The organism is Enterobacter sp. RHBSTW-00593, assembly GCF_013784105.1.
GTDB classification, from domain to species: domain Bacteria; phylum Pseudomonadota; class Gammaproteobacteria; order Enterobacterales; family Enterobacteriaceae; genus Enterobacter; species Enterobacter ludwigii.
On the sequence record NZ_CP056393.1, the window covers coordinates 3,924,049 to 3,944,973 of the forward strand.

Here is a 20,925-nt window from a genome sequence, read left to right on the forward strand (position 1 = left end):
TCCTTTAGCAATTAATGCTATTCAAACATCGATTTATAACAGGCTTAAACATTCACCTAACCTTATTTAGCATAACCTGCTTTTTCAGAGTCGCCAGGATAAGTGAGGATTAGCAGACAAATCTGATAGATATCAACCTCCTTGCCCTGCCGATGAAATTGCGCGACGATCTCACTATTGAGATGAGGAATTCCATGAACGCTTTCAGTCCCGCGCAGTTTCGCGCACAGTTCCCGGCGCTGGCCGATGCCGGTATTTACCTTGATAGCGCAGCCACCGCCCTTAAGCCTCAGGTAGTCATTGAGGCGACGCAGCAGTTCTACAGCCTGAGCGCCGGGAACGTGCACCGTAGCCAGTTTGCCGAAGCACAGCGATTAACCGCGCGCTATGAAGCCGCACGCGATCAGGTCGCACGCCTGATCAACGCCGAAAGCGGGAAAAACATCGTCTGGACGCGAGGCACAACTGAAGCCATTAACATGGTGGCCCAGTGCTATGCGCGCCCGCGGCTTAAGCCCGGCGATGAAATTATTGTCAGCGAGGCAGAACATCACGCCAACCTGGTTCCGTGGCTAATGGTGGCTGAGCAAACGGGCGCGCGCATTGTGAAACTGCCGCTGGGTGCAGATCTTCTGCCAGACGTAGCGCGCTTATCTGAGCTCATTACCCCCCGCAGCCGCATTCTGGCACTCGGACAAATGTCGAACGTCACAGGGGGTTGCCCGGATCTGGCTCTGGCCATCGACGTGGCCCACGCTAACGACATGGTGGTGATGGTCGACGGTGCCCAGGGCGTGGTGCATTTCCCCGCTGATGTACAAAAGCTGGATATTGATTTTTATGCCTTCTCAGGACATAAGCTGTATGGCCCAACCGGGATCGGGGTGCTGTACGGAAAACCGGCCCTGCTGGCGCAAATGACGCCATGGCTTGGGGGAGGCAAAATGATCACCGAGGTGACCTTTGAGGGCTTTAAAACTCAGGATGTCCCTTACCGTCTGGAAGCCGGAACGCCGAACGTCGCAGGCGTCATCGGCCTGAGTGCCGCGCTTGAATGGCTGGCTGAAACGGATATCGCTCAGGCAGAACGCTGGAGCCGGGGTCTGGCGACGCTTGCAGAAGAAGCGCTGCAGAAACGTCCGGGTTTTCGATCGTTCCGCGTGCAGGACTCAAGCCTGCTGGCCTTTGATTTTGCTGGCGTTCATCATAGCGATATGGTTACGCTGCTTGCCGGGTATGGCATTGCCCTGCGTGCCGGCCAGCACTGCGCGCAGCCATTACTGGCCGCGCTGGGTGTTAGCGGTACGCTGCGTGCGTCGTTTGCGCCGTATAATACGCAAAGCGATGTGGATGCGCTGGTTGATGCCGTTGACCGCGCCCTTGAAATACTGGTGGATTAATGACGAGTTCAGCGTTAGCCGAACATCCGTTTGGCACGGTCATCACAGAAGAGACCTTAAAACAGACTTTCGCCCCGCTGTTACAATGGGAAGACAAATATCGCCAGCTGATCCTGCTCGGCAAGCAGTTGCCGGCGCTGTCAGACGAACGCAAAGCGCAGGCGAAAGAGATTTCCGGCTGCGAGAACCGCGTCTGGCTGGGATGCACGGTATCCGGTGAAAAACTGCATTTCTTTGGCGACAGCGAAGGGCGTATCGTTCGCGGGCTGCTGGCGGTACTATTAACCGCCGTGGAAGGGAAAAGCGCGGCGGAGCTGCAGACGCACTCGCCGCTGGCATTGTTCGATGAACTGGGGCTACGGGCGCAGCTCAGCGCCTCGCGCGGTCAGGGCCTGGTCGCACTCAGTGAGGCAGTACAGGAGGCCGCGCGTCAGGCTCAGGCCTGACGTTCCGCCTTCGCCATCATTTTCTTCAGGGCGTGAGAGACTGCAACAAAGCCGAAAGAGGCGGTCACCATGGTGGCCGCACCAAAGCCTGAGGCACAATCCATCCTTTTTGGCCCTTCCGCCGTGCTTTTCATCGCACACACCGAACCGTCAGCCTGCGGGTAGACCAGGGCTTCAGTGGAAAAGACACAGTCAACGCCCAGCTTGCCTTTGCTGTTTTTCACGACGTTAAAATCGCTTTTTAAGCGCTCGCGCAGCTTGGCCGCCAGCGGGTCCTGAATCGTCTTTGCCAAATCGGCCACCTGAATCTGCGTGGGATCGATTTGCCCACCAGCCCCCCCGGTGGTAACCAGAGGAACCTTGTAACGCCGACAGTAGGCAATCAACGCCGCTTTTGGACGCACGCTGTCGATAGCGTCGATGACATAGCTGTAGCCTTTACTCATGTATTCGGCGACGTTATCTGCCGTCACAAAGTCATCGATCACCGTCACGCGGCATTCCGGGTTAATCAGGCGAATACGCTCCGCCATCACCTCAGATTTCGCCAGCCCGACGTTATCGCGCAGGGCATGGATTTGACGGTTGGTGTTGGTGACGCAAACGTCATCCATATCAATCAGCGTGATCGCGCCAATGCCGGTTCTCGCCAGCGCTTCCGCCGCCCAGGAGCCAACACCGCCAATCCCCACGACGCAGACATGCGCATCCGCAAACAGCTGCAGGGCTTTTTCACCATATAGACGTGCCGTGCCGCCAAAACGCTGACGCCAGGCATCGCTGATTACTACAGACATAAAACCTCAGATGTCAAAAGGGTGAGGTTATTCCTCACCCTTCTCTGTTAATTCAGTACGACTCAGAATACCACAATCAGCCGCTGAATACGTTACCGCTGCCAGGGGCTGCCTTGAGCACCCATACGCGCCCATAGTGGTTATACCAGCCTGCACGGTGCCCCGCATCCGGGCCAATGCCCTGATAAATATCGAAGTGCTGACCTTTAATCGCACCGCCGACATCCAGCGCGACCATCAGACGTAGCTCGTACTGACCGTTAAATTTGCCGTTGTTATCCAGCAGAGGCACTTCCGCCAGCAGCGTGGTGCCCGCAGGAATAATAGAACGATCCGAAGCTACCGAGGCGCGGCCAATCAGTGGAACGGCACTCGCCCCTTTCACTGGCGCAAAGTTTTGCGGTTTAAAGAAGACAAACGACGGGTTCTGTTCCAGCAGCTCACGCACTTCGGCTTCGCTGTGTTTTTCACCCCACTCGCGGATCGCCTGCATCGACATGTCTTCTTTTTTCACTTCGCCTCTGTCGATCAGCACTTTACCAATGCTGCGATAGGCATGACCGTTTTTACCGGAATAACTAAAGAAGTTCAGGGGGGAGCCATCGCCAAAGTCGATATAGCCGCTGCCCTGAACATCCATGATGAAGTTGTCCATCAGCGAGTTGCTGTAGGCCAGAACGTAGTTTTCGCCCAGCGCACCGGAGTAGATCTCAGCGCGGGACGGCAGACGACCGCGTTTAGGCGGCATTCGGTAAATGGGATACTGGAACTCGCCCTGACGCGTGTGTCGCGCCTGGATAACCGGGGTGTAGTAACCGGTAAACTGGACGTTGCCATAGTTATCCGCCCCTTCCATCTGCCAGGCGTCGATACCAAACTGGCGCATATTGCGCGTATCACCGCCCGCGCGTAGCCAGTCCTGTACCGCGTTATAAACGCTACTCTGTGAGCCATACAGACGTGGCGACGCGTTGCGGATCTGGTAAACCTGCTCGGAAAAGTCTCCGGCGTTGATCGGTGCGCCAACGGCATCAGGTTGATTAACTAAAGAGAAAGGCTGGGATAGCTTCCCGTCTTTATACTGTTGACCGCGATCGGTCGGTTTAGAAGAGCAGGCCGCAAGAATGGCTACCATTGCCCCTGTCATTAGATACTTCGCCCAACGTCCTTTCATTATATCTCGTCTTAAAGTTGCCCATTACCGCGTGATGAAGATAACAAACCCACTGTTCTAAAGAAACGGAATCACATGCCCTTTGGCAAATTCTGAGCAAAAAATAGTCCAAATATCGCAGCGCCGTTCAATTTACATACAAAGTTAATGATTTATGTGAAAAAGGGGTTGCATCACAAACCTAACCGAGTATAGTGCGCTTCCACGGACGCGGGGTGGAGCAGCCTGGTAGCTCGTCGGGCTCATAACCCGAAGGTCGTCGGTTCAAATCCGGCCCCCGCAACCAATTAAAATTTGATGAAGTATCTTCTACGACAGTAGGAAGACGGACGCGGGGTGGAGCAGCCTGGTAGCTCGTCGGGCTCATAACCCGAAGGTCGTCGGTTCAAATCCGGCCCCCGCAACCAATCAAATTTGAAGAAGTAAGTTTCTACAAGAGTAGAAAGACGGACGCGGGGTGGAGCAGCCTGGTAGCTCGTCGGGCTCATAACCCGAAGGTCGTCGGTTCAAATCCGGCCCCCGCAACCAACACTTCTAAAAACAATAAACACCCTTCAGGGTGTTTTTTTGTATCTGCGGTGTGTGAAACTGCCGGGCGGTTACCCGGCGCACTCAACTACCCAAGCCTTGCCAGCGTCGCCCCATCTGAGAAATACGCCCGGATCCCTGCCAGAATCGACTCTGCCACTTCCTGCTGGAATTTTGCCGTCCTGAGCTTACGCTCCTCTTCCACGTTACTGATAAACGCGGTCTCGACCAGAATCGACGGAATATCCGGGGCCTTCAGCACCGCGAACCCGGCCTGTTCAACGCTGTTTTTGTGCAGCTTATTAACATTGCCTAGCTTGCCCAGCACCGCTTTACCAAATTTCAGGCTGTCGGTGATGGTCAGCGACTGCACCATATCAAACATGGTGTGGTCGACATAGCGGTCGCCACTTTTGCTCACGCCGCCAATCAGGTCCGAGGCGTTCTGAGAGTCAGCCAGGAATCTTGCGGCGGTGCTGGTTGCCCCTTTAGTCGAGAGCGCAAACACCGACGAACCGCTCGGCTGGCGGCTGGTAAACGCATCGGCATGGATCGAGACGAACAAGTCTGCACGCTGCTTCTGGGCTTTCGCCACGCGGACTTTCAGTGGAATAAAGACATCTTCGTTTCGCGTCATATAGGCGCGCATATTGCCTTCTTTATCGATCAGCGCCTTCAGCCGGCGGGCGATTTGCAGCACCACATCTTTTTCCCGGGTACGATATTTCCCCACTGCGCCCGAGTCTTCGCCGCCATGGCCAGGATCCAGCATGATCACAATCGGGCGATCGCGCCCTGCTTTTCCGGGCTGCGGACCGCTCTGGGCCGGTGGCACCTGCTTCTCCAGGTTGCCCTGGTTGTAGTCTTCCAGTAATGCCAGCAGCGGATCCTGAATATCCGTCGCATTCGCCGGATAGAGATCCATGACCAGACGCTCTTTGAACGTCGCAACAGGCGCCAGGGCAAACAGCTGCGGTTTAACGTTTTGCTTCAGCTCAAACACCATGCGCACGGTTTGCGGATCAAACTGACCCACGCGCGCCGATTTGATAAACGGATCGTCGCCGCGGATCTGCGCCGCCATTCCCTTAAGCACAGAGTTGAGGTTAACACCTTCGAGATCCACCACCACACGTTCAGGATTGCTGAGAGCAAATTGCTTATATTTCAGTACCCGATTGGATTCTACCGTAACGCGTGTATAGGTCGACGACGGCCAGACGCGCACCGCCACCACCTGACTGGTGGCGGCAAGACCCACCTGGCTGACGCTAAGCAACCACATCGCCCCTGCCCCTTTTAACAACCGGCGGCGGCTTATTGCTGAATTGGATCCCGACATGCTTCTCCCGAGCAAGAAAAGTGATTGATTTACAAAATCGCTAAATTGACCGAAAACTTTAACGAATGACGCATAAACTGTCATCTATAAAAGGGTAAACATTCATACGCTAACGCACGGATTACTTATCAATTTCTGTGGGTCGCAGAAAATTTAGGCTTGCACACACGGCCACAATCGAATAAAAATACAGAAATTACGAATAAACATTCATTAAGGGTTGTGTCATGGTGAAGGAACGTAGAACCGAACTGGTCCAGGGATTCCGCCATTCTGTTCCCTATATCAACGCCCATCGGGGAAAAACGTTTGTCATCATGCTCGGCGGCGAAGCCATTGAGCATGAAAACTTTTCCAGCATCGTCAATGACATTGGCCTGCTGCACAGCCTCGGGATCCGCCTGGTTGTGGTGTATGGCGCGCGCCCGCAGATTGATGCCAACCTGGCCGCGCATCACCACGAGCCGATTTACCATAAACATACCCGCGTCACGGATGCGAAAACCCTTGAGCTGGTGAAACAGGCGGCGGGTCTGCTGCAGCTGGATATCACCGCTCGCCTGTCGATGAGCCTTAACAACACACCGCTGCAGGGCGCGCACATCAACGTTGTGAGCGGCAATTTTATCATCGCTCAGCCTCTCGGCGTGGACGATGGCGTGGACTATTGCCATAGCGGACGTATTCGTCGTATCGATGAAGAGGCCATTCACCGCCAGCTGGACAGCGGTGCCATCGTGCTGATGGGGCCTGTGGCAGTGTCCGTAACCGGTGAAAGCTTTAACCTCACCTCAGAAGAGATTGCCACTCAGTTGGCCATCAAGCTGAAGGCGGAGAAAATGATTGGGTTTTGCTCTTCCCAGGGCGTCGTGAATGATGAAGGGGTGATTGTGCCAGAGCTCTTCCCGAATGAGGCCCAGGCTCGCGTGGAAGCGCTGGAAGCCGAAGGGGATTACCACTCGGGTACCGTGCGTTTTTTGCGCGGTGCCGTGAAGGCCTGCCGCAGCGGCGTACGCCGTAGCCACCTGATCAGCTATCAGGAAGACGGTGCCCTGCTGCAGGAACTGTTCTCCCGCGATGGTATCGGCACCCAGATTGTGATGGAGAGCGCGGAGCAGATCCGTCGCGCCACCATCAATGATATCGGCGGAATTCTGGAGCTGATTCGCCCACTGGAACAGCAGGGCATTCTGGTTCGGCGCTCCCGCGAACAGCTGGAGATGGAGATCGACAAATTCACCATTATTCAGCGCGATAACCTGACCATTGCCTGCGCCGCTCTCTACCCGTTCCCGGAAGAGCAGATCGGAGAAATGGCCTGCGTGGCGGTGCATCCTGACTACCGGAGCTCTTCACGGGGTGAAATGCTGCTTGAGCGCGTGGCGGCTCAGGCGCGTCAGATGGGGCTGAACAAGCTGTTCGTGCTGACTACGCGCAGCATTCACTGGTTCCAGGAGCGTGGATTTACACCGGTGGACATTGAATCACTGCCGGAGAGTAAGAAAGAGATGTACAACTATCAGCGCCGGTCAAAAGTGCTGATGGCCGATCTGGGATAATACGAAGCCCTCACCACCCGGTGGGGGCTATCGCTTAAAGGGATTCAAATATCGCGCTCAGGCCGCTTCGACGTTCCGTGCGGGTGGCAATCGCCTGTAGCAGCACACGTTCATCGGCATACAGCGACAGGCGCTGACGCGCGCGCGTAATGGCGGTATAAATCAGTTCGCGGGTAATGACGGGCGAAAGCTGCGTCGGCAGGATCAGCGCCGCATGGTTGAACTCGGAGCCCTGAGACTTATGCACCGTCATTGCCCAGGCCGTTTCATGTTCAGGCAGGCGGCTGGGCTGAACGGACTTCACGCTTCCATCCGGCATCTGGAACCAGACGCGCAGCCCCAGTCCACGATCGAGGGCAATCCCGATATCCCCGTTAAACAACCCCAGCGCGCTATCGTTGCGGGCGATCATCACCGGGCGTCCCTCATACCAGCGCGAGTGCGGGGTGCGGTGGATTTTGCGTTTCTGGCCCAGCAACTGTTCGAACCTGTCGTTCAGACCGCTTACGCCAAATGGCCCTTCCCTCAGTGCGCACAGTAGCTGATACTCGCCAAAGGCGGCGAGCGCCTGTGCCGGCGTGCATTGCTGTTGTACACCCGTCAGAAAACGCTGATACCCCTGCAGGGCGTCATCAAGCATCGCCTGATACTCTTCCCCGGTTTGCAGCGATTTTTTCTCGATATCGGTGAATTGACCGTCAAATACCGCACAGGTCGTGTGCCGGTCGCCTCTGTTCACAGCCGAAGCCAGCTGACCGATGCCCGAGTCGCTGCCGAAACGGTAGCTTTTTTGCAGCAGGCACAGGCTGTCGCGCAGCGCCCCCGCCAGGGAATGGTTTTCACTGGCGAGCGAACAGCCGGTCAGACGGGACAGCTCCTCAGCGCGTTCAGCGGTATATCCCAGGCTTGCATAAGTGCAGATATCTCCCAGCACCGCCCCGGCTTCCACCGAGGCAAGCTGGTCGCGATCGCCCAGGAAAATGACGCGGGCGTGCGCTGGCAGAGCATCAATCAACCGCGCCATCATCGTCAGGTCGATCATTGACGCCTCATCCACCACCAGCACATCCAGGTGCAACGGGTTACCGGCGTGATAACGCAGACGCTGGCTTCCCGGCTGAGCGCCCAGCAGCCGGTGCAGCGTGCTGGCTTCGTTTGGGAAAAAGGCAAGCTGCTCCCCGGTGAGTGGCAACTTCTGCAGCGCACCACCTAACGACTCGGTCAGGCGCGCCGCCGCTTTGCCGGTAGGGGCCGCCAGACGAATACGGCACTTTTGCTCACCTGATAACTGAATCAGGGCGGCAAGCAGTTTGGCCACGGTGGTGGTTTTACCGGTTCCCGGGCCGCCAGAGATGACGGAGATCCGCCGTGTTAAGGCCACGGCCGCCGCCACTTTCTGCCAGTCTGTCGCCTCAACAGAGGTAAACAAGGTATCCAGCGTTTGCCGCAGTTGGTCTTCATCGCAGGGAAGAGGCGCATTGGTCTCGCTGAAAAAACGCGCGACCGCCAGTTCATTACGCCACAGTCGGTTGAGATACAAACGATCGCCCGTCAGGATCATGGGGGTCTGGCTATCGGCTGCGCTGACGGCAGGCGAACGGTGCAACACCGTCGGCCAGTCCACGGATTCTCCCAGCAGAGCAAAGCAGGACTGCAGGGTCGCGGGCATTTTCTCATCCATCGCCAGACGCGAAAGCGGCAGGCAAACATGCCCTTCCCCTGCGTCTTTACTCAGGATGGCAGCGGCGAGCATCACGGCAGGCTCATCACCTGACACCATCATGGCGAACTGTACGTCCAGGTGGCGCAGTAGTCGCTGTTCTACCGCTTCCAGCAACAATTCCTGCATCGTCATGCCACTTCCTCCGTGTTTGCTGCAAATAAGTTATCCATTTTCTCAATCAGTGCCGCATGCGGGCGTGTGCTAAAGATACCTGAACGCGGGTCAGCCGCATCCACACCGCGCAGGAAAAGGTAAATCACCCCACCAAAGTGCTCTTCGTAACGGTATTCAGCAATGCGATGGCGCAGATAACGATGCAACGCCAGAGTGTAGAGCTGGTACTGCAGATCGTAGCGATGCATTTGCATGGCGGATGCCATCGCCTGCTGGGTGTAGGCTTCGCTGTTCTCACCCAGCCAGTTTGATTTGTAATCCAGCAGGTAGTAGCGCCCTTCGTGACGGAAAACCAGGTCGATAAAGCCTTTTAACATCCCCTGCACCTGGCGGAAGTTCAGCGGCGGGCAACCGGCGGACAACGGGTCATACTCGCGGATCACCGCATCAAGCGCGTCAGCCCGCAGCGGGCTGGCGATGGGAAGGTAAAACTCCATCTCCACCTGTTTATCTTTGGCGGTCAACTGGCTGAGAGAGAGGCCCTCTGCCGTGAGCGGGGCGTGCAGAATAGCGCGGATCCACTCGGTGAGGACCGGCTGCCATTGTGCATCATAGCCCCCACTCTGTAACATCTTCAGGACCCATTCGTCAGAGACAGGCTGGGTAAAATCCAGCTCTTCAAACAGGCTATGCAAAAAGGTTCCCGGTGACGCGCCGCGTGGAAATTGATGCGGCGTAAGCGCAGGCTCAACCGGCACGCTACCGGCTCCGGCGGCATCAATATCCAGCTTTGGCATCAGGTCCTGCGCAATGCTCTGCCCGTGCTGCTGTAACCCGGAGTAGCTGGTAACGCGCCAGTCGTCGGCAATGGTGCGCAGAATCTGCCGGGCTTCCAGTTCAGATTCCCGCCAGTCCGGCATCTGCCAGCGGCTGTTATCGGGTGGCGACGGAATGTGCAGGGCAACATGCTCGCCGCACAGCGACTCGATGCACTGGCGCAATCCGGCAGCATCTTTGGGCTCGCCGAGCTGAATGAGTCGCCCCAGCGCGCTCAGGTGGAAATCGCTCTCCCCCGACTTGTCGCCACGACGGCGGAACAGCGGCGCCACGCCCAGGCTGCAGTGCCAGACCGAACGGGTCAATGCCACGTAGAGCAGGCGTAAATCTTCCGCCAGACGTTCGGCCTCGGCCAGCTCAACGCTGGACTCCGCTTTACTGAGATCGAGCACCGCGTCGAACGACTCGCGATCGTGGTAAAAGGCCTGATCCTGCACACGGTAATTGGCGATAAACGGCAGCCAGACCAGCGGATACTCCAGGCCTTTCGACTTGTGAATCGTGACGATCTGTACCAGATGTTTATCACTCTCAAGACGCATCTGCTGGCTGGAGGCGTTGCTGTTTGGGTCGGCAATCTGTTGCGCCAGCCAGCGCACCAGAGCATGTTCGCTTTCAAGCTGCGTGCCCGCCTCCTGCAACAGCTCACTGATATGTAAAATGTCGGTCAGACGGCGTTCACCGCCTGCTGTCGCGAGCATATTCTCCGCAAGGTGTCGCTTCGCCATGAGCTCGCGCACCATCGCCATCACACCGCGCTTCTGCCATCGCTCACGGTAGTGAACAAACTCTTCGACCACCGCATCCCATGCGGCTTCGTCATTATTGAGTGCATCAATGTCACGGGCGTTCAGACCGAGCATTGCGCTGGCTAGTGCGCTGCGAAGCGTACTTTCGCGCTCCGGGGACAGCACGGCCTGAAGCAGCCACAGCATCTCCTGTGCTTCCAGGGTTTCAAAAACGCTGTCACGGTTTGAGAGGTACACGGACGGGATGTTCAGCAGGGTAAGCGCATCGCGGATCAGCGACGCCTCCTGACGACTGCGCACCAGCACCGTGATATCAGACGCCTTCACGGGGGCTGACTCATTTTCCTTCCACAACAGCGCCTCGCCATGCGCACCAGCGCTGAGCCAGTCACGGATCTGCGCGGCACAATGCTGGGCCATGGCATTTTGATAGTCCGCGACGCCACAGCCTTCACCGTCCAGCAGCCAGAAGTTCATGGCTGGCTGCGTCACCCCGTTGAATTCGAAACGCAACGAGCTATTTTTTGCGGCAAACTTTACCGGCTGAAAGGGGATCTCACGGAACATAAACGCCGTATCCATGCGGCTAAACAGCGCATTGACGCTTTGCACCATGCCCGGGGAAGAGCGCCAGTTGGTATCCAGCGTATAGTGCGCCTCTACCTCACTGCGGGCCTTCATGTAGGTGAAAATATCCGCACCGCGGAAGGCGTAAATGGCCTGTTTCGGATCGCCGATTAGCAACAGCGCGGTGTCGGGCTGTTGTCGCCAGATGCGGCGGAAAATACGGTACTGCTGAGGGTCCGTATCCTGAAATTCGTCAATCATCGCTACCGGGAAGCGGGTACGGATCGCGCAGGCAAGGGCTTCGCCGTTTTCACTGCACAGCGCCGCATCAAGGCGGCTCAACATATCGTCAAAACCCAGTTCGCCACGGCGACGTTTCTCACGTGATACGGCTTCGCGAATTTCCGTCATGGCGCGGGTGATCATCAGGTCATTGAGCGTAAGTGGCTCAGCGAGCAGCGATTCAATCGCAACAAACAGAGGATGCTCAGGCACAATGCCGTCGGCTTTAGTCCGCTCAATCAAAAAACGCTGCGAGAATTTCTCCAGCGCGTCCGGAAGCTGATAACCGCGCGTCTCTTCCTGCGCCCAGGCGCTGATCTTCTCGATCCATTTACCCTGGTTGCCGCGGTTAAATTTACGTCGGTCGATCCCGGAGTTTTCGATGATCGCCTCAATCTCACCGACGGACGCATTCCATTGTTGCTTGAGCGCAGCAATTTTTCCGACAATCTTTTCATGACGTGAAGCCAGCGTTTCGTCTGCAGGTGGCGGAGATTTGATAACCGGCGCTTCGCCCTGAAGATAACGGTCGATAGCGCGAAGAAGCTCTTCGGGACCTTTCCACAACGCATGGACCGCTTCAGCGATATCGCGCGATAAAGGGTAACAGTGGCGACGCCAGAAATCCGCACAGGCCTGATAGCGAAGCACAGATTCATCTTCAATGAGCTGCTGTTCAAACAGCATTCCGGATTCAAACGCATTCAGGCTCAGCATGCGCTGACAAAAACCATGAATGGTGAAAACGGACGCTTCGTCCATCTGCCGTTCCGCCAAAAGCAGCCACTGGGCGGCCTGCTGCTTATCTGCAATCTCTTCAAGAAGGCTGGCGTAGAGAGGGTTGTCCGTGGTCTGGCGCAGACAGGCAATGCGCAGCTCATGAATATTGGCACGAATACGACCGCGCAGCTCAGCGGTAGCGGCCTCGGTGAAGGTGACCACCAGCAGCTCTTCCACGCTTAACGGACGTGGAAAAGCGGCGTTACCACCAAGCCCTAACAGAAGACGCAGATAGAGCGCGGCGATGGTGAAGGTTTTTCCCGTTCCCGCTGAGGCTTCAATCAATCGTTCACCCTGTAGGGGTAAACGTAAGGGATTAAGGGGCTCAGCGGTATCGGTCATTCTTTCTTACTCCAGGGCATAGATTGCTGCAGGGCGCTGACGCTCTTCCAGATCGTCCAGCCTTTCGGGTTAACGTAGTCCGTTTTCCCGTTCTGACTACCGGAAATCTGCGACAGAATCGCCATTCCCTGCGGTTTAACCACCGCCTGGTGGAAGAAATCAGCAACCTTCTGCGGCGTCAGCTGTTTTATCTCGGCCACTACTTTATCACGCGAATCAAATTTCAGATTACCGCGATCAAAATCTTTGCTCAGTTGTGATGCTTCTTCACCCAGCGTCTGCGGCGGCTGCATCACCTGCGCGATGACGGCCTGCTGAATCTGAGCAAACTCCTCCGGCTTCATCGCCCGCAGCTTCGCTTCCGCCTGTGGGAAGAATGCCTGATAACGCTGCCAGAGATAAGCAGGCTGTTTATCACTGCTTTGCAGCAGGAAGCCCAGCCCCCACTGGCGACCCACGTTCATGGAGAAGGCAAAGACCGCGTAACCAAGCTGCTCTTCTGTACGCAGCTGGTTGTAGAACCACGGCTGAATAATCTGCCCCAGCACCGCACTCTGCGCGGTACTGGTGAATTCATCATAACCCGTGGGTACAAACACAGCGGCCAGGGCAGAATCCGTGCTGTTACCCGCCTTTTCAAAAATCACATTCTGTTTTTTCTCAACCAGTACGTCCTGGTTGCGGCACCACTCGTCGCCTTTCGAACCAAGCTGCGTACGGACATTTTCTGCCAGTGTTTTAGCCTGTACGTCACTCATGTTTCCGACGATAAGGAACTCCGGACGCGTGTTCGTTTTCAGCGCATCACGATACGCCAGCACATCTTTTAAGGTGATAGAGGGCAGTAGCGCCCGGCGATCTTCGCGCTGGAAATAGGGAATTTGCGAAAGCATTTGCGTCGGCATGAGCGCCAGGTCATACGCTTTACCCTTCTCGGCAGAATCCATCATCTGCGCATACCAGGATTTGGCCTGCTCAAGTTGCTCTTCCGTCGGGGTATAGCTGAAATAACCTTCCAGTAACGCCTGGAACAGCTGCGGCAGACGCTGGGTGTAGCCGTTGGCATTGACCATCAGACCGTTATTGGCGTTGGTCGAGAAGCTTATCCCGCCGACGGCCGCCTGATTGCTAAGCTGATCGAGTGCGATACCGGCAAGATAGTCATTGAGCGCAAACATCACCTGATTTTTAGCGCTGTTCATTGCTTTTGGGTTACGCAGAACCACGCTCACATCGGCTTTCGGTTCACTCGCGAAATAGCGGCTTGGCGTATACACCACGCGCAGCGTCGGCTCATCAACGATAAGTTCCGGGTGCGGATAGGCTTTCGTGGTTTTAATCAGCGAGAAATCATCCGGAATGTAGGGGTTCAGCTCCGGCAATTTAAGCGCGATCTCACCGGCCTTTTTCTGCCAGTTGGCGAAGGTCTGGTCACTGATTTTATCCACCTGGTAAGGGGCATCGACAAAATAGGCCATTTTGTTATGCGGTTCGTTCGGGCTGATATACCAGACGCGGGCATTCTGCGGCGTCATCATCGCCAGGCGGGCTTTTACCGCGTCGGCGTCATACTGGTCGGCAATATTGACCGCGTCGAGGGTATGTTCCACCGGCACACGGATCATGGTATCCGCCAGCCATTCAACGTAATCCATGTCGCGGGTAATGGACGGATAACGGAAATCGAGATCCAGCACGTGCGCCAGTTCATCAAAGTAGCGTTTATCGACGCCTTTATCGCGCAGCAAAGAGAGATAGCTGAAGATAGCCGCCACGACGTCATCACGGTGAGCCAGACCTTTGTCAGTCAGGGTGGCGGAGATCGCCAGCACGCCGCTGTTGCCGTTCACAACCGGATCGGAGTCGGCACGGATACCTTCCACCAGCCCTTGTTTTTGCAGCCAGTCAGAAAGTGTTCCCGGGCTACGATTGCCAATCAGGTAGGTGACCAGTTCATCGGTTTTGCTGCGAAACTGCGCCGTATTGTTATCAATGCGGAACTCAACGCGTAACACTTTACGCGGCAGTGCAGGAACGTAGTGGATAACGATCCCTTTTTGCGCGTCCGTGACCACAGGAACGTTTATCTGCGGCAGGTCGATATTTTTATTCGGTACCCGGCCAAACGTCTGTGCCGCCATGCTTGCCAGCTCAGGCAACGGTTTGTTGCTGTAGATGACCGCTTTCATCAGATTGGCGGAGTAGTATTTATCGCGAAAAGCATGCAGGGCATCCAGCACCGGGCTGTTCGGTTTATCGCTCAGCGTCTCCAGGTTACCACCGGAAAAACGCGATCCCGGGTGCGCCGGGTTAATGGTTTCTGCACTCACCTGCGCCATGCGCATCCCGTCTCGCGTACGGGCAAGGGTCAGTTCAGCATTAACGGCATTGCGTTCGCGGTCAGCGTATTTTTTATCCAGCAGGGGAGCCGCGATAGAATCCGCCAGACGATCCACTGCACCTCCCAGCGCATCATTCTCAACTTCGAGATAGAAGGCTGTACGGTACGGCGCCGTGCTGGCGTTGTGGCTGCCGCCATGCATTTTGAGAAATTCGGACAGGCTATCTGGCTGTGGGTATTTTTTGGAACCCATAAGCGTCATATGTTCCAGATAGTGTGCAAGCCCAGGGTGGGCTTCCGGATCTTCCAGCGACCCAACCGGCACCACCAGTGCCGACAGGGATTTTACCGCCTGCGGATCGGAAACCAGCAGCACAGTCATCCCGTTATCAAGGCGAATAGCCTGATACTGACGGGTATCTTTTTCGCTCTTACGGATAGTTTCCTGAATGGGTTGCCAACCGGAGCCTGCCTGAGTGAAAGGTGCCCAAAGGGCGACAAACAAAACAAACGCTTTGAACAAGGTGCTGCCTGGCATTACGACCTCTTTATCACGGCTACATCATTAACAAACTGCGTGCTGGACTCACCAACATCTCTTTCTTTGGGTACATCAGTCCGTGATAAGAAGTGCATCATAAATGAACACCCCATGCTGCGCAATTTTTATACAGCACTCAGGACTGATTAAATTTGAACAACGGTAACAGGTAGCGTTGTGCTTCTTCCGTGATAGCCTCGAAGTATTCAGGCTCAAGCGTTCGCCATAAACGTTGATACCAGACATCCTCACCTTCGCCGCGCACCATCATGTTACCTTCATACGCCTGCATGAATTTACTCCGTGCTTTCTGCAGTGAAGCGTCATCCGTTAACATGGCATCATTCTGTGCGTCATAACAAGCTTTTATCCAGGCGCCACCGCTCTCGGGCAGTAGCAGGAGCGGTTTATTCATTCCCCGCAGATAGCCTTCAACGTACAAGGATAAATAACGTAACGCCTGCTCTGCGTCCATCGGCGGAAAGCGCCATTCGCCCTCTTTGCGGACAAAAATACGGCTTTCGCCTTTATGGCCGCCAGCACTGTAGACAAGATGTTCGAGCCAGAGTTGCAAACCTTGTGAAACGCTAAGCATGGAAGGACGCCAGCGCAGGAGCCCATCCGGCTGTACCTGAGTTAGCCAGCCCGTGAGCTGCACCCCCTGGCAGTTGAGATCGATTTCAAGACTGGTTCCGGGTTGCCGGCATTCCCTCACGCGTTCTGCCAGAGCTTCCATCTCCTGGCGCTGCGCCTCCCAGACAATTTCTCCGAACGCCCCGTAGGGTAACTGCCCCGCAGCACGGTAGCGGCGGTAAAGCTTGTCGGCATCTTCCTCTTCAACCAGCGCGTTCAGCAACTGCAGGTTTAACTGATACCGCTCCAGCCCTTCCAGCGTAAACGGCTCTGCATCAGGAATTTCACTCTCTTCAGAACGGAAATTGACCTGCAACCGTTGCTGGAAGAAAGCGCGTACCGGATGCCCCCAAAACCGCTGAAGCTGTTCAAAGGTCAGGGTGTCTATCGGGCGAGGATCAAGCTCCTGAATGAAATCGGTATGCGCTCTCCCCTCTTTTTTCGCCGCAGGCAGCCATTCGTGGGCATAGCTCTGATGATCGCTGACCACGTAGTTCACCGGGTCAAACGGCATGCGGCTATGGAAGCGGGTGATATGCGCCTTCACTCGCTGCGCACTTTCATCACAGTTACGGGCTTCATCCCCCGCCAGATAGTGGCTCTGCCCGATATAATCCACCAGTTCCTGCACCAGAACAGAAGGAAAGCGCTCGCTGTTGTCCTGGATAGAGCGGCCGATATAGCTGATATACAGCTGACGTTGAGCCGAAATGAGCGCCTCAAGGAAGAGATAGCGGTCATCGTCGCGACGGCTACGATCGCCCCGCTTTGGATTCGCACTCATCAGATCAAAACCCAGCGGCGCCAGGGCGCGTGGGTATATACCGTCATTCATTCCGAGCAGGCACACCACTTTGAACGGGATAGAACGCATTGGCATCAGGGTGCAAATATTGATTGGGCCTGCCAGGAAACGCTGGCTAATTCGCTCCTGATCGAGCCGTTGCGTCAGCTCATCGCGCAGCAATGACAACGGGATAGCCTCGTTATAGTGGGAACTCACGCCCTCTTCGACGATTGCCTGCCACTGCGTTTCAATGAGCGCCATAGCGGCTTCGGTATCACTGTCCGGCAGGAAGAAATCATTGAGCAACGCCCTGCATATCGGGAGCCACGCATCCAGTGGACGCGGCTGCATCAACTCGAGCCGCCAGCGGTTAAGTTGCATCAGCAGGGAAGCTAAATGACCGACCAGCTCAGCGATCAACCCGCTGGACTCATCGTAGGGCAGGACTTCATTCCACTCGCCCTGGCTGCTTTCCATCGCATAGCCCAGCAGCATACGCGTCAGGCCAAACCGCCAGGTGTGCTGGCCGGTAGGAGGAAGCTCGAACGCCTGAACGTTGTCATCATCAATGCCCCAGCGTACCCCGGACTCGTTAACCCACTGACGAAGGTAACGCAGCCCCTCTTCATTGATATTGAAACGTGCGGCCAGGACTGGGACATCCAGTAATGCCAGGACATCTTCGGAGATAAACCGGCTATCCGGTAATGAAAGCAAAGTAATAAAGGCCTGCAAGGCCGGATGAGACTGGCGGGCCCGTCGGTCAGAAATGGCGTACGGCAGGTAGCGTTCACCTGTCGCACTCCCAAAAACAGCCTGAATAAAGGGACTGTAACTGTCGATATCCGCCACCATCACCACAATGTCACGTGGCGTCAGCTCAGGATCGTCCTGCAGCATCGCCAGCAGTTGATCGTGAAGGACTTCAACCTCGCGCTGCGGGCTGTGGCAAACGTGGATCGTGACGCTGCGATCGTCGCCGTCCAGCTTGCGCTTACTGTCGCTGCGTTCAAATTCTTTCGCCGTAACGCCCATGACGGCGCGGTTTTCGAGATCCAGAATGTCGAGCTGGATATTATGCAGCAGGCTATCCGGAGCGATCTCGACGAAGGCATCCACATCCCCTTCGCCTGACGACGTGATGTCTGAGAGCATGTGAATGTAGTCACGGCCCAGCTTTCCCCAGGAGGCAAGCAGCGGGTTCGGCAGATTTTGAATGCCGTGCTCATCAAATAGCTGTGCGGCAGACGCGCTGTCTTTAAACAGTGGCACGGTACGCTCTTCAAACAGGCGTCGTCTCTGACGAGACACCAGCCGCGAAAGCCAGCGTTCATCCTGAATGTCGCCCCAGTACTGGCGACACGGATTGGTAAAGAGGATATGTATGTCGATGTGTTTACCCAGCGCACTCAGCGCCTGCAAATACACCGGTGGCAGCGCCGAGATGCCGCAGATAAACACGCGAGAGGGCAGCCGGGCTGGTCGCTCAGCGCTGTTTTCCAGTATGGAGATAAACCGCTGGTAGAGGTTTGCACGGTGCCACTTCGGCTGGCCGAGTTTCTCAGTGTGTTCCACCAGCGCTTTCCAGAGCGGTGCCTGCCAGACTTGCGCCTCCGGTAACCCGTCGACCCGCTCGCCCGCTTCCCAGCGAGTCAGCCATTCCGGGCGATACACCAGATACTGGTCATAGAGATCGGCGGTGCGCGATGCCAGCTGGAACAGCTTGCGTTTATCGGTGTCGTCATTGAGGTAGTGGCGTAGCATGACGAATTCATCATGCTGCAGCATGTCCGGCAACAATGCCATCAGCTTCCAGCTCATGCTTTGCTTGTTGAAGGCACTCTGTTCCGGGATGTCCGGCAACACGCGGACAAACATCTCCCAGATAAAACTCGCGGGCAGCGGGAAATCGATATTTGCGGCAATGCCGAATTTACGCGAAAGCGACATCTGCAGCCACTGCGCCATACCGGTGCTCTGCACCAGCACCATTTCTGGCTCAAAAGGATCGTCAAGCCGCTCGCGCTCAACGATAAATTCCATCAGCGCTTCCAGCACATCCAGACGATTTGAGTGGTAGACCCTTAACATAGACGCTCCCGACTACTGGCTAACCGGGCAATGCAGACGCGTCATCTCGCCGCGCCGCCCCAGAGGAGAAATAAGTGTAACCGTGATGCTGACACATCCAGAGAGTGTTGTCTGCCCCCGACTGACCTGCCAGCCTGCCGGGAGAGCAATTGTTGAAAGCTGAGACTGATTCCAGGCATGGTGCCAGAGCTGACGATACTGATTAAACATAGAGAACCGCGTCGCCAGTGCCCGCTGATAACCCGACAGTGCCGTGACAATCATCACCAGCAGCATCATCGCCAGTAGTACCTCAACCATGCTAAAGCCTTTTTCTCTGCTCACGGCAGCTGGCATAACGCACTCTCCTTAAGCGGACAAAAATCACTCCAGCCGTGTGGCGAGAAATGGATCTTACCGTCGATGATTTCGCCTCTGCGCCATAGCAGCAGGTCATCACTCCCGGCGATAAGCAGCACACACGTTTCATTCAGTAGCCGCAGGCAAACTCGCCACGCCGATACCTTTTTGCACTGGATCTCAGGCTCAGATAACCAGCTCTGAACGCGTCCCCATTCAAGCGCTGACTGCACGGATGCCTGCTGTTGAACCGAGCGGCTCTCACCGCCCACCAGTGCGCTAAACGTGGTCAGCTGCTGATTGAGGCCGGTGAGGATCAGCGTGCCCAACACCAGTAAAAGTAATACCAGCGCCAGCGAGGACATTCCGCGCTGCCGGTTCACAGGTTGTACCCCGTTACGCCATAAAAAGCCTGACAAGCCCCCCCCTGCTCGCCCTGACGAAGGGCGGTCATTTCAATATTCAGCTGGGGGGCAAACCCCGCATGCTCAACTTGACTCACCACAAAGTGCTGGATGAGAAGCCTGTTGGGGTCAGTGAGTTTCTCCCATCCTTTACCCTCACACGAGGTCGCCCCATGCAGGGTCTCCAGTGCACCTGATTCCAGACGAAAACCTGTACTGTCGTTTTCCGAAGACGAGCTATCCCAGTTACCGTTACTGTTTGCATCCCATCGTACAATGACACAGCGACCTTGCCTGCCGATCGTCAGTCCCTGCCCCGCACAGTTTCCGGCGCAATACCCCGCACGCTGAAGCTGTTTGCCGAGGGAAAAAAGGCGTTGCCACACCTCCTCCTCAAGCTCCCGCTGACCGGACTGCTGTAAAACAGCCCGCTGCAAGCCCGGTAAAAAGCGCGAGGCGCTTATCAGTAACAGACTGCTGATCGCCGTGGCAATCAGAACTTCCATCAGTGAGAAACCCTGCTGGTTTAGGGACATGAACCTTCTCCTGTGACATTGCACATCCTGATTCGCCCTCCATTCGAGACAATGACGAGCCATTCTCCTGCACGACTTTGCAGGCGTATTCGCCCTGCCCATGCCGTATCCCTGAGTCCATAGAAGCCAAATAACGGCGTTATTTCACTTACCGTGACCTCCGGCCACAGGGGAATAAATACAAACGGACTGCCTTTATCACAGCCCTGCACGAATGCGCTCATCAGACAGGTGACGCCCCTGTCGCGTCGCAGTGTGACCTGGTGGTCACGGTTGTGCCGGTTTGCGTCATTACGCAGAAAGACCAGGTAATCACGCACCTGCCCGGCGGTTTGCCAGAGCCGTTGCTGCCGTTGCCAGTTGTCCCAGCCATATAGCCCGGAGGCGCTGAGAATGACCACCAGCGAGATAGCCACCAGGGTTTCGATAAGCGTAAAACCGTTCTCTTTTTTCATGCCGGGAGTGTGGCGAAATGGCCTGGAATTGACGAGCTACGGATGACCGTTTTACGAGCCCTTATCAAGGAAAGTTAAGCGGTTGCAGTGCGTTGCATACGTTCTGGATAACGCGTCGGAAAGCGGGAAGAAGGCGAAAAAAAAACCGGCGCTAAACA

Annotated in this window: 14 protein-coding genes and 3 tRNA genes; 6 read left to right on the forward strand and 11 right to left on the reverse strand. The window is 55.9% G+C overall.

The window, feature by feature from the left end:
- The first annotated feature begins 194 nt into the window (after positions 1-194).
- Positions 195-1,400, forward strand: coding sequence for a cysteine desulfurase CsdA (csdA, locus tag HV242_RS18785; protein ID WP_050737236.1), 1,206 nt, complete (start codon positions 195-197; stop codon positions 1,398-1,400).
- A complete protein-coding gene (gene csdE, locus HV242_RS18790; RefSeq protein ID WP_050737237.1) occupies positions 1,400-1,846 on the forward strand; it encodes a cysteine desulfurase sulfur acceptor subunit CsdE in 447 nt (148 codons plus the stop codon). The genes csdA and csdE overlap by 1 nt, the downstream gene beginning before the upstream one ends.
- Here the strand turns inward: csdE and tcdA are convergent.
- Together tcdA and mltA are read right to left on the reverse strand one after the other, a co-directional pair.
- Positions 1,837-2,643: a tRNA cyclic N6-threonylcarbamoyladenosine(37) synthase TcdA gene (gene tcdA, locus HV242_RS18795; RefSeq protein ID WP_006811804.1), complete on the reverse strand. Its 807-nt coding sequence runs from the start codon at positions 2,641-2,643 to the stop codon at positions 1,837-1,839. The two genes, csdE and tcdA, sit on opposite strands and share 10 nt — an antisense overlap.
- A 76-nt stretch (positions 2,644-2,719) precedes the next feature.
- Positions 2,720-3,817 (reverse strand): murein transglycosylase A, encoded by a 1,098-nt coding sequence (mltA, locus tag HV242_RS18800; RefSeq protein WP_050737238.1) that lies wholly within the window; start codon positions 3,815-3,817, stop codon positions 2,720-2,722.
- Between the two features lie 209 nt (positions 3,818-4,026).
- Here mltA and HV242_RS18805 point away from each other — a divergent pair.
- From HV242_RS18805 to HV242_RS18815, 3 genes are all read left to right on the forward strand, one after another.
- Positions 4,027-4,103: transfer RNA gene (locus HV242_RS18805), tRNA-Met, on the forward strand.
- A gap of 44 nt (positions 4,104-4,147) precedes the next feature.
- A tRNA-Met gene (locus HV242_RS18810) sits at positions 4,148-4,224 on the forward strand.
- A gap of 44 nt (positions 4,225-4,268) precedes the next feature.
- Positions 4,269-4,345 (forward strand) — tRNA-Met (locus HV242_RS18815).
- A gap of 88 nt (positions 4,346-4,433) precedes the next feature.
- Here the strand turns inward: HV242_RS18815 and amiC are convergent.
- Complete coding sequence (gene amiC, locus HV242_RS18820; RefSeq protein WP_020883787.1) at positions 4,434-5,687, reverse strand: N-acetylmuramoyl-L-alanine amidase AmiC; 1,254 nt, start codon at positions 5,685-5,687, stop codon at positions 4,434-4,436.
- 227 nt (positions 5,688-5,914) lie between these two features.
- Here amiC and argA point away from each other — a divergent pair, with 227 nt between their 5' ends.
- Positions 5,915-7,246, forward strand: coding sequence for an amino-acid N-acetyltransferase (gene argA / locus HV242_RS18825; RefSeq protein ID WP_020883786.1), 1,332 nt, complete (start codon positions 5,915-5,917; stop codon positions 7,244-7,246).
- A gap of 34 nt (positions 7,247-7,280) precedes the next feature.
- On the opposite strand, the gene recD is transcribed toward argA, so the two are convergent.
- From recD to HV242_RS18865, 8 genes are all read right to left on the reverse strand, one after another.
- Positions 7,281-9,101, reverse strand: a complete 1,821-nt coding sequence (gene recD / locus HV242_RS18830; protein ID WP_050737239.1) for an exodeoxyribonuclease V subunit alpha — start codon at positions 9,099-9,101, stop codon at positions 7,281-7,283.
- Complete coding sequence (gene recB / locus HV242_RS18835) at positions 9,098-12,640, reverse strand: exodeoxyribonuclease V subunit beta (RefSeq protein ID WP_050737240.1); 3,543 nt, start codon at positions 12,638-12,640, stop codon at positions 9,098-9,100. The genes recD and recB overlap by 4 nt, the downstream gene beginning before the upstream one ends.
- Positions 12,637-15,519, reverse strand: coding sequence for a pitrilysin (ptrA, locus tag HV242_RS18840; RefSeq protein ID WP_050737241.1), 2,883 nt, complete (start codon positions 15,517-15,519; stop codon positions 12,637-12,639). The genes recB and ptrA overlap by 4 nt, the downstream gene beginning before the upstream one ends.
- A 139-nt stretch (positions 15,520-15,658) precedes the next feature.
- Positions 15,659-19,033 carry an exodeoxyribonuclease V subunit gamma gene (gene recC, locus HV242_RS18845; RefSeq protein ID WP_050737242.1) on the reverse strand — a complete coding sequence of 1,125 codons (3,375 nt, stop codon included), beginning with the start codon at positions 19,031-19,033 and terminating at the stop codon, positions 15,659-15,661.
- 12 nt (positions 19,034-19,045) lie between these two features.
- Complete coding sequence (locus HV242_RS18850) at positions 19,046-19,369, reverse strand: prepilin-type N-terminal cleavage/methylation domain-containing protein (protein WP_014171443.1); 324 nt, start codon at positions 19,367-19,369, stop codon at positions 19,046-19,048.
- Positions 19,354-19,755, reverse strand: a complete 402-nt coding sequence (locus tag HV242_RS18855; RefSeq protein WP_050737243.1) for a DUF2509 family protein — start codon at positions 19,753-19,755, stop codon at positions 19,354-19,356. The genes HV242_RS18850 and HV242_RS18855 overlap by 16 nt, the downstream gene beginning before the upstream one ends.
- Positions 19,752-20,312, reverse strand: a complete 561-nt coding sequence (locus HV242_RS18860) for a prepilin peptidase-dependent protein (RefSeq protein WP_050737244.1) — start codon at positions 20,310-20,312, stop codon at positions 19,752-19,754. The genes HV242_RS18855 and HV242_RS18860 overlap by 4 nt, the downstream gene beginning before the upstream one ends.
- Entirely contained in the window at positions 20,303-20,767 is a 465-nt protein-coding gene (locus HV242_RS18865) for a prepilin peptidase-dependent protein (RefSeq protein WP_032680368.1), read from the reverse strand. The genes HV242_RS18860 and HV242_RS18865 overlap by 10 nt, the downstream gene beginning before the upstream one ends.
- Between the last annotated feature and the right edge of the window lie 158 nt (positions 20,768-20,925).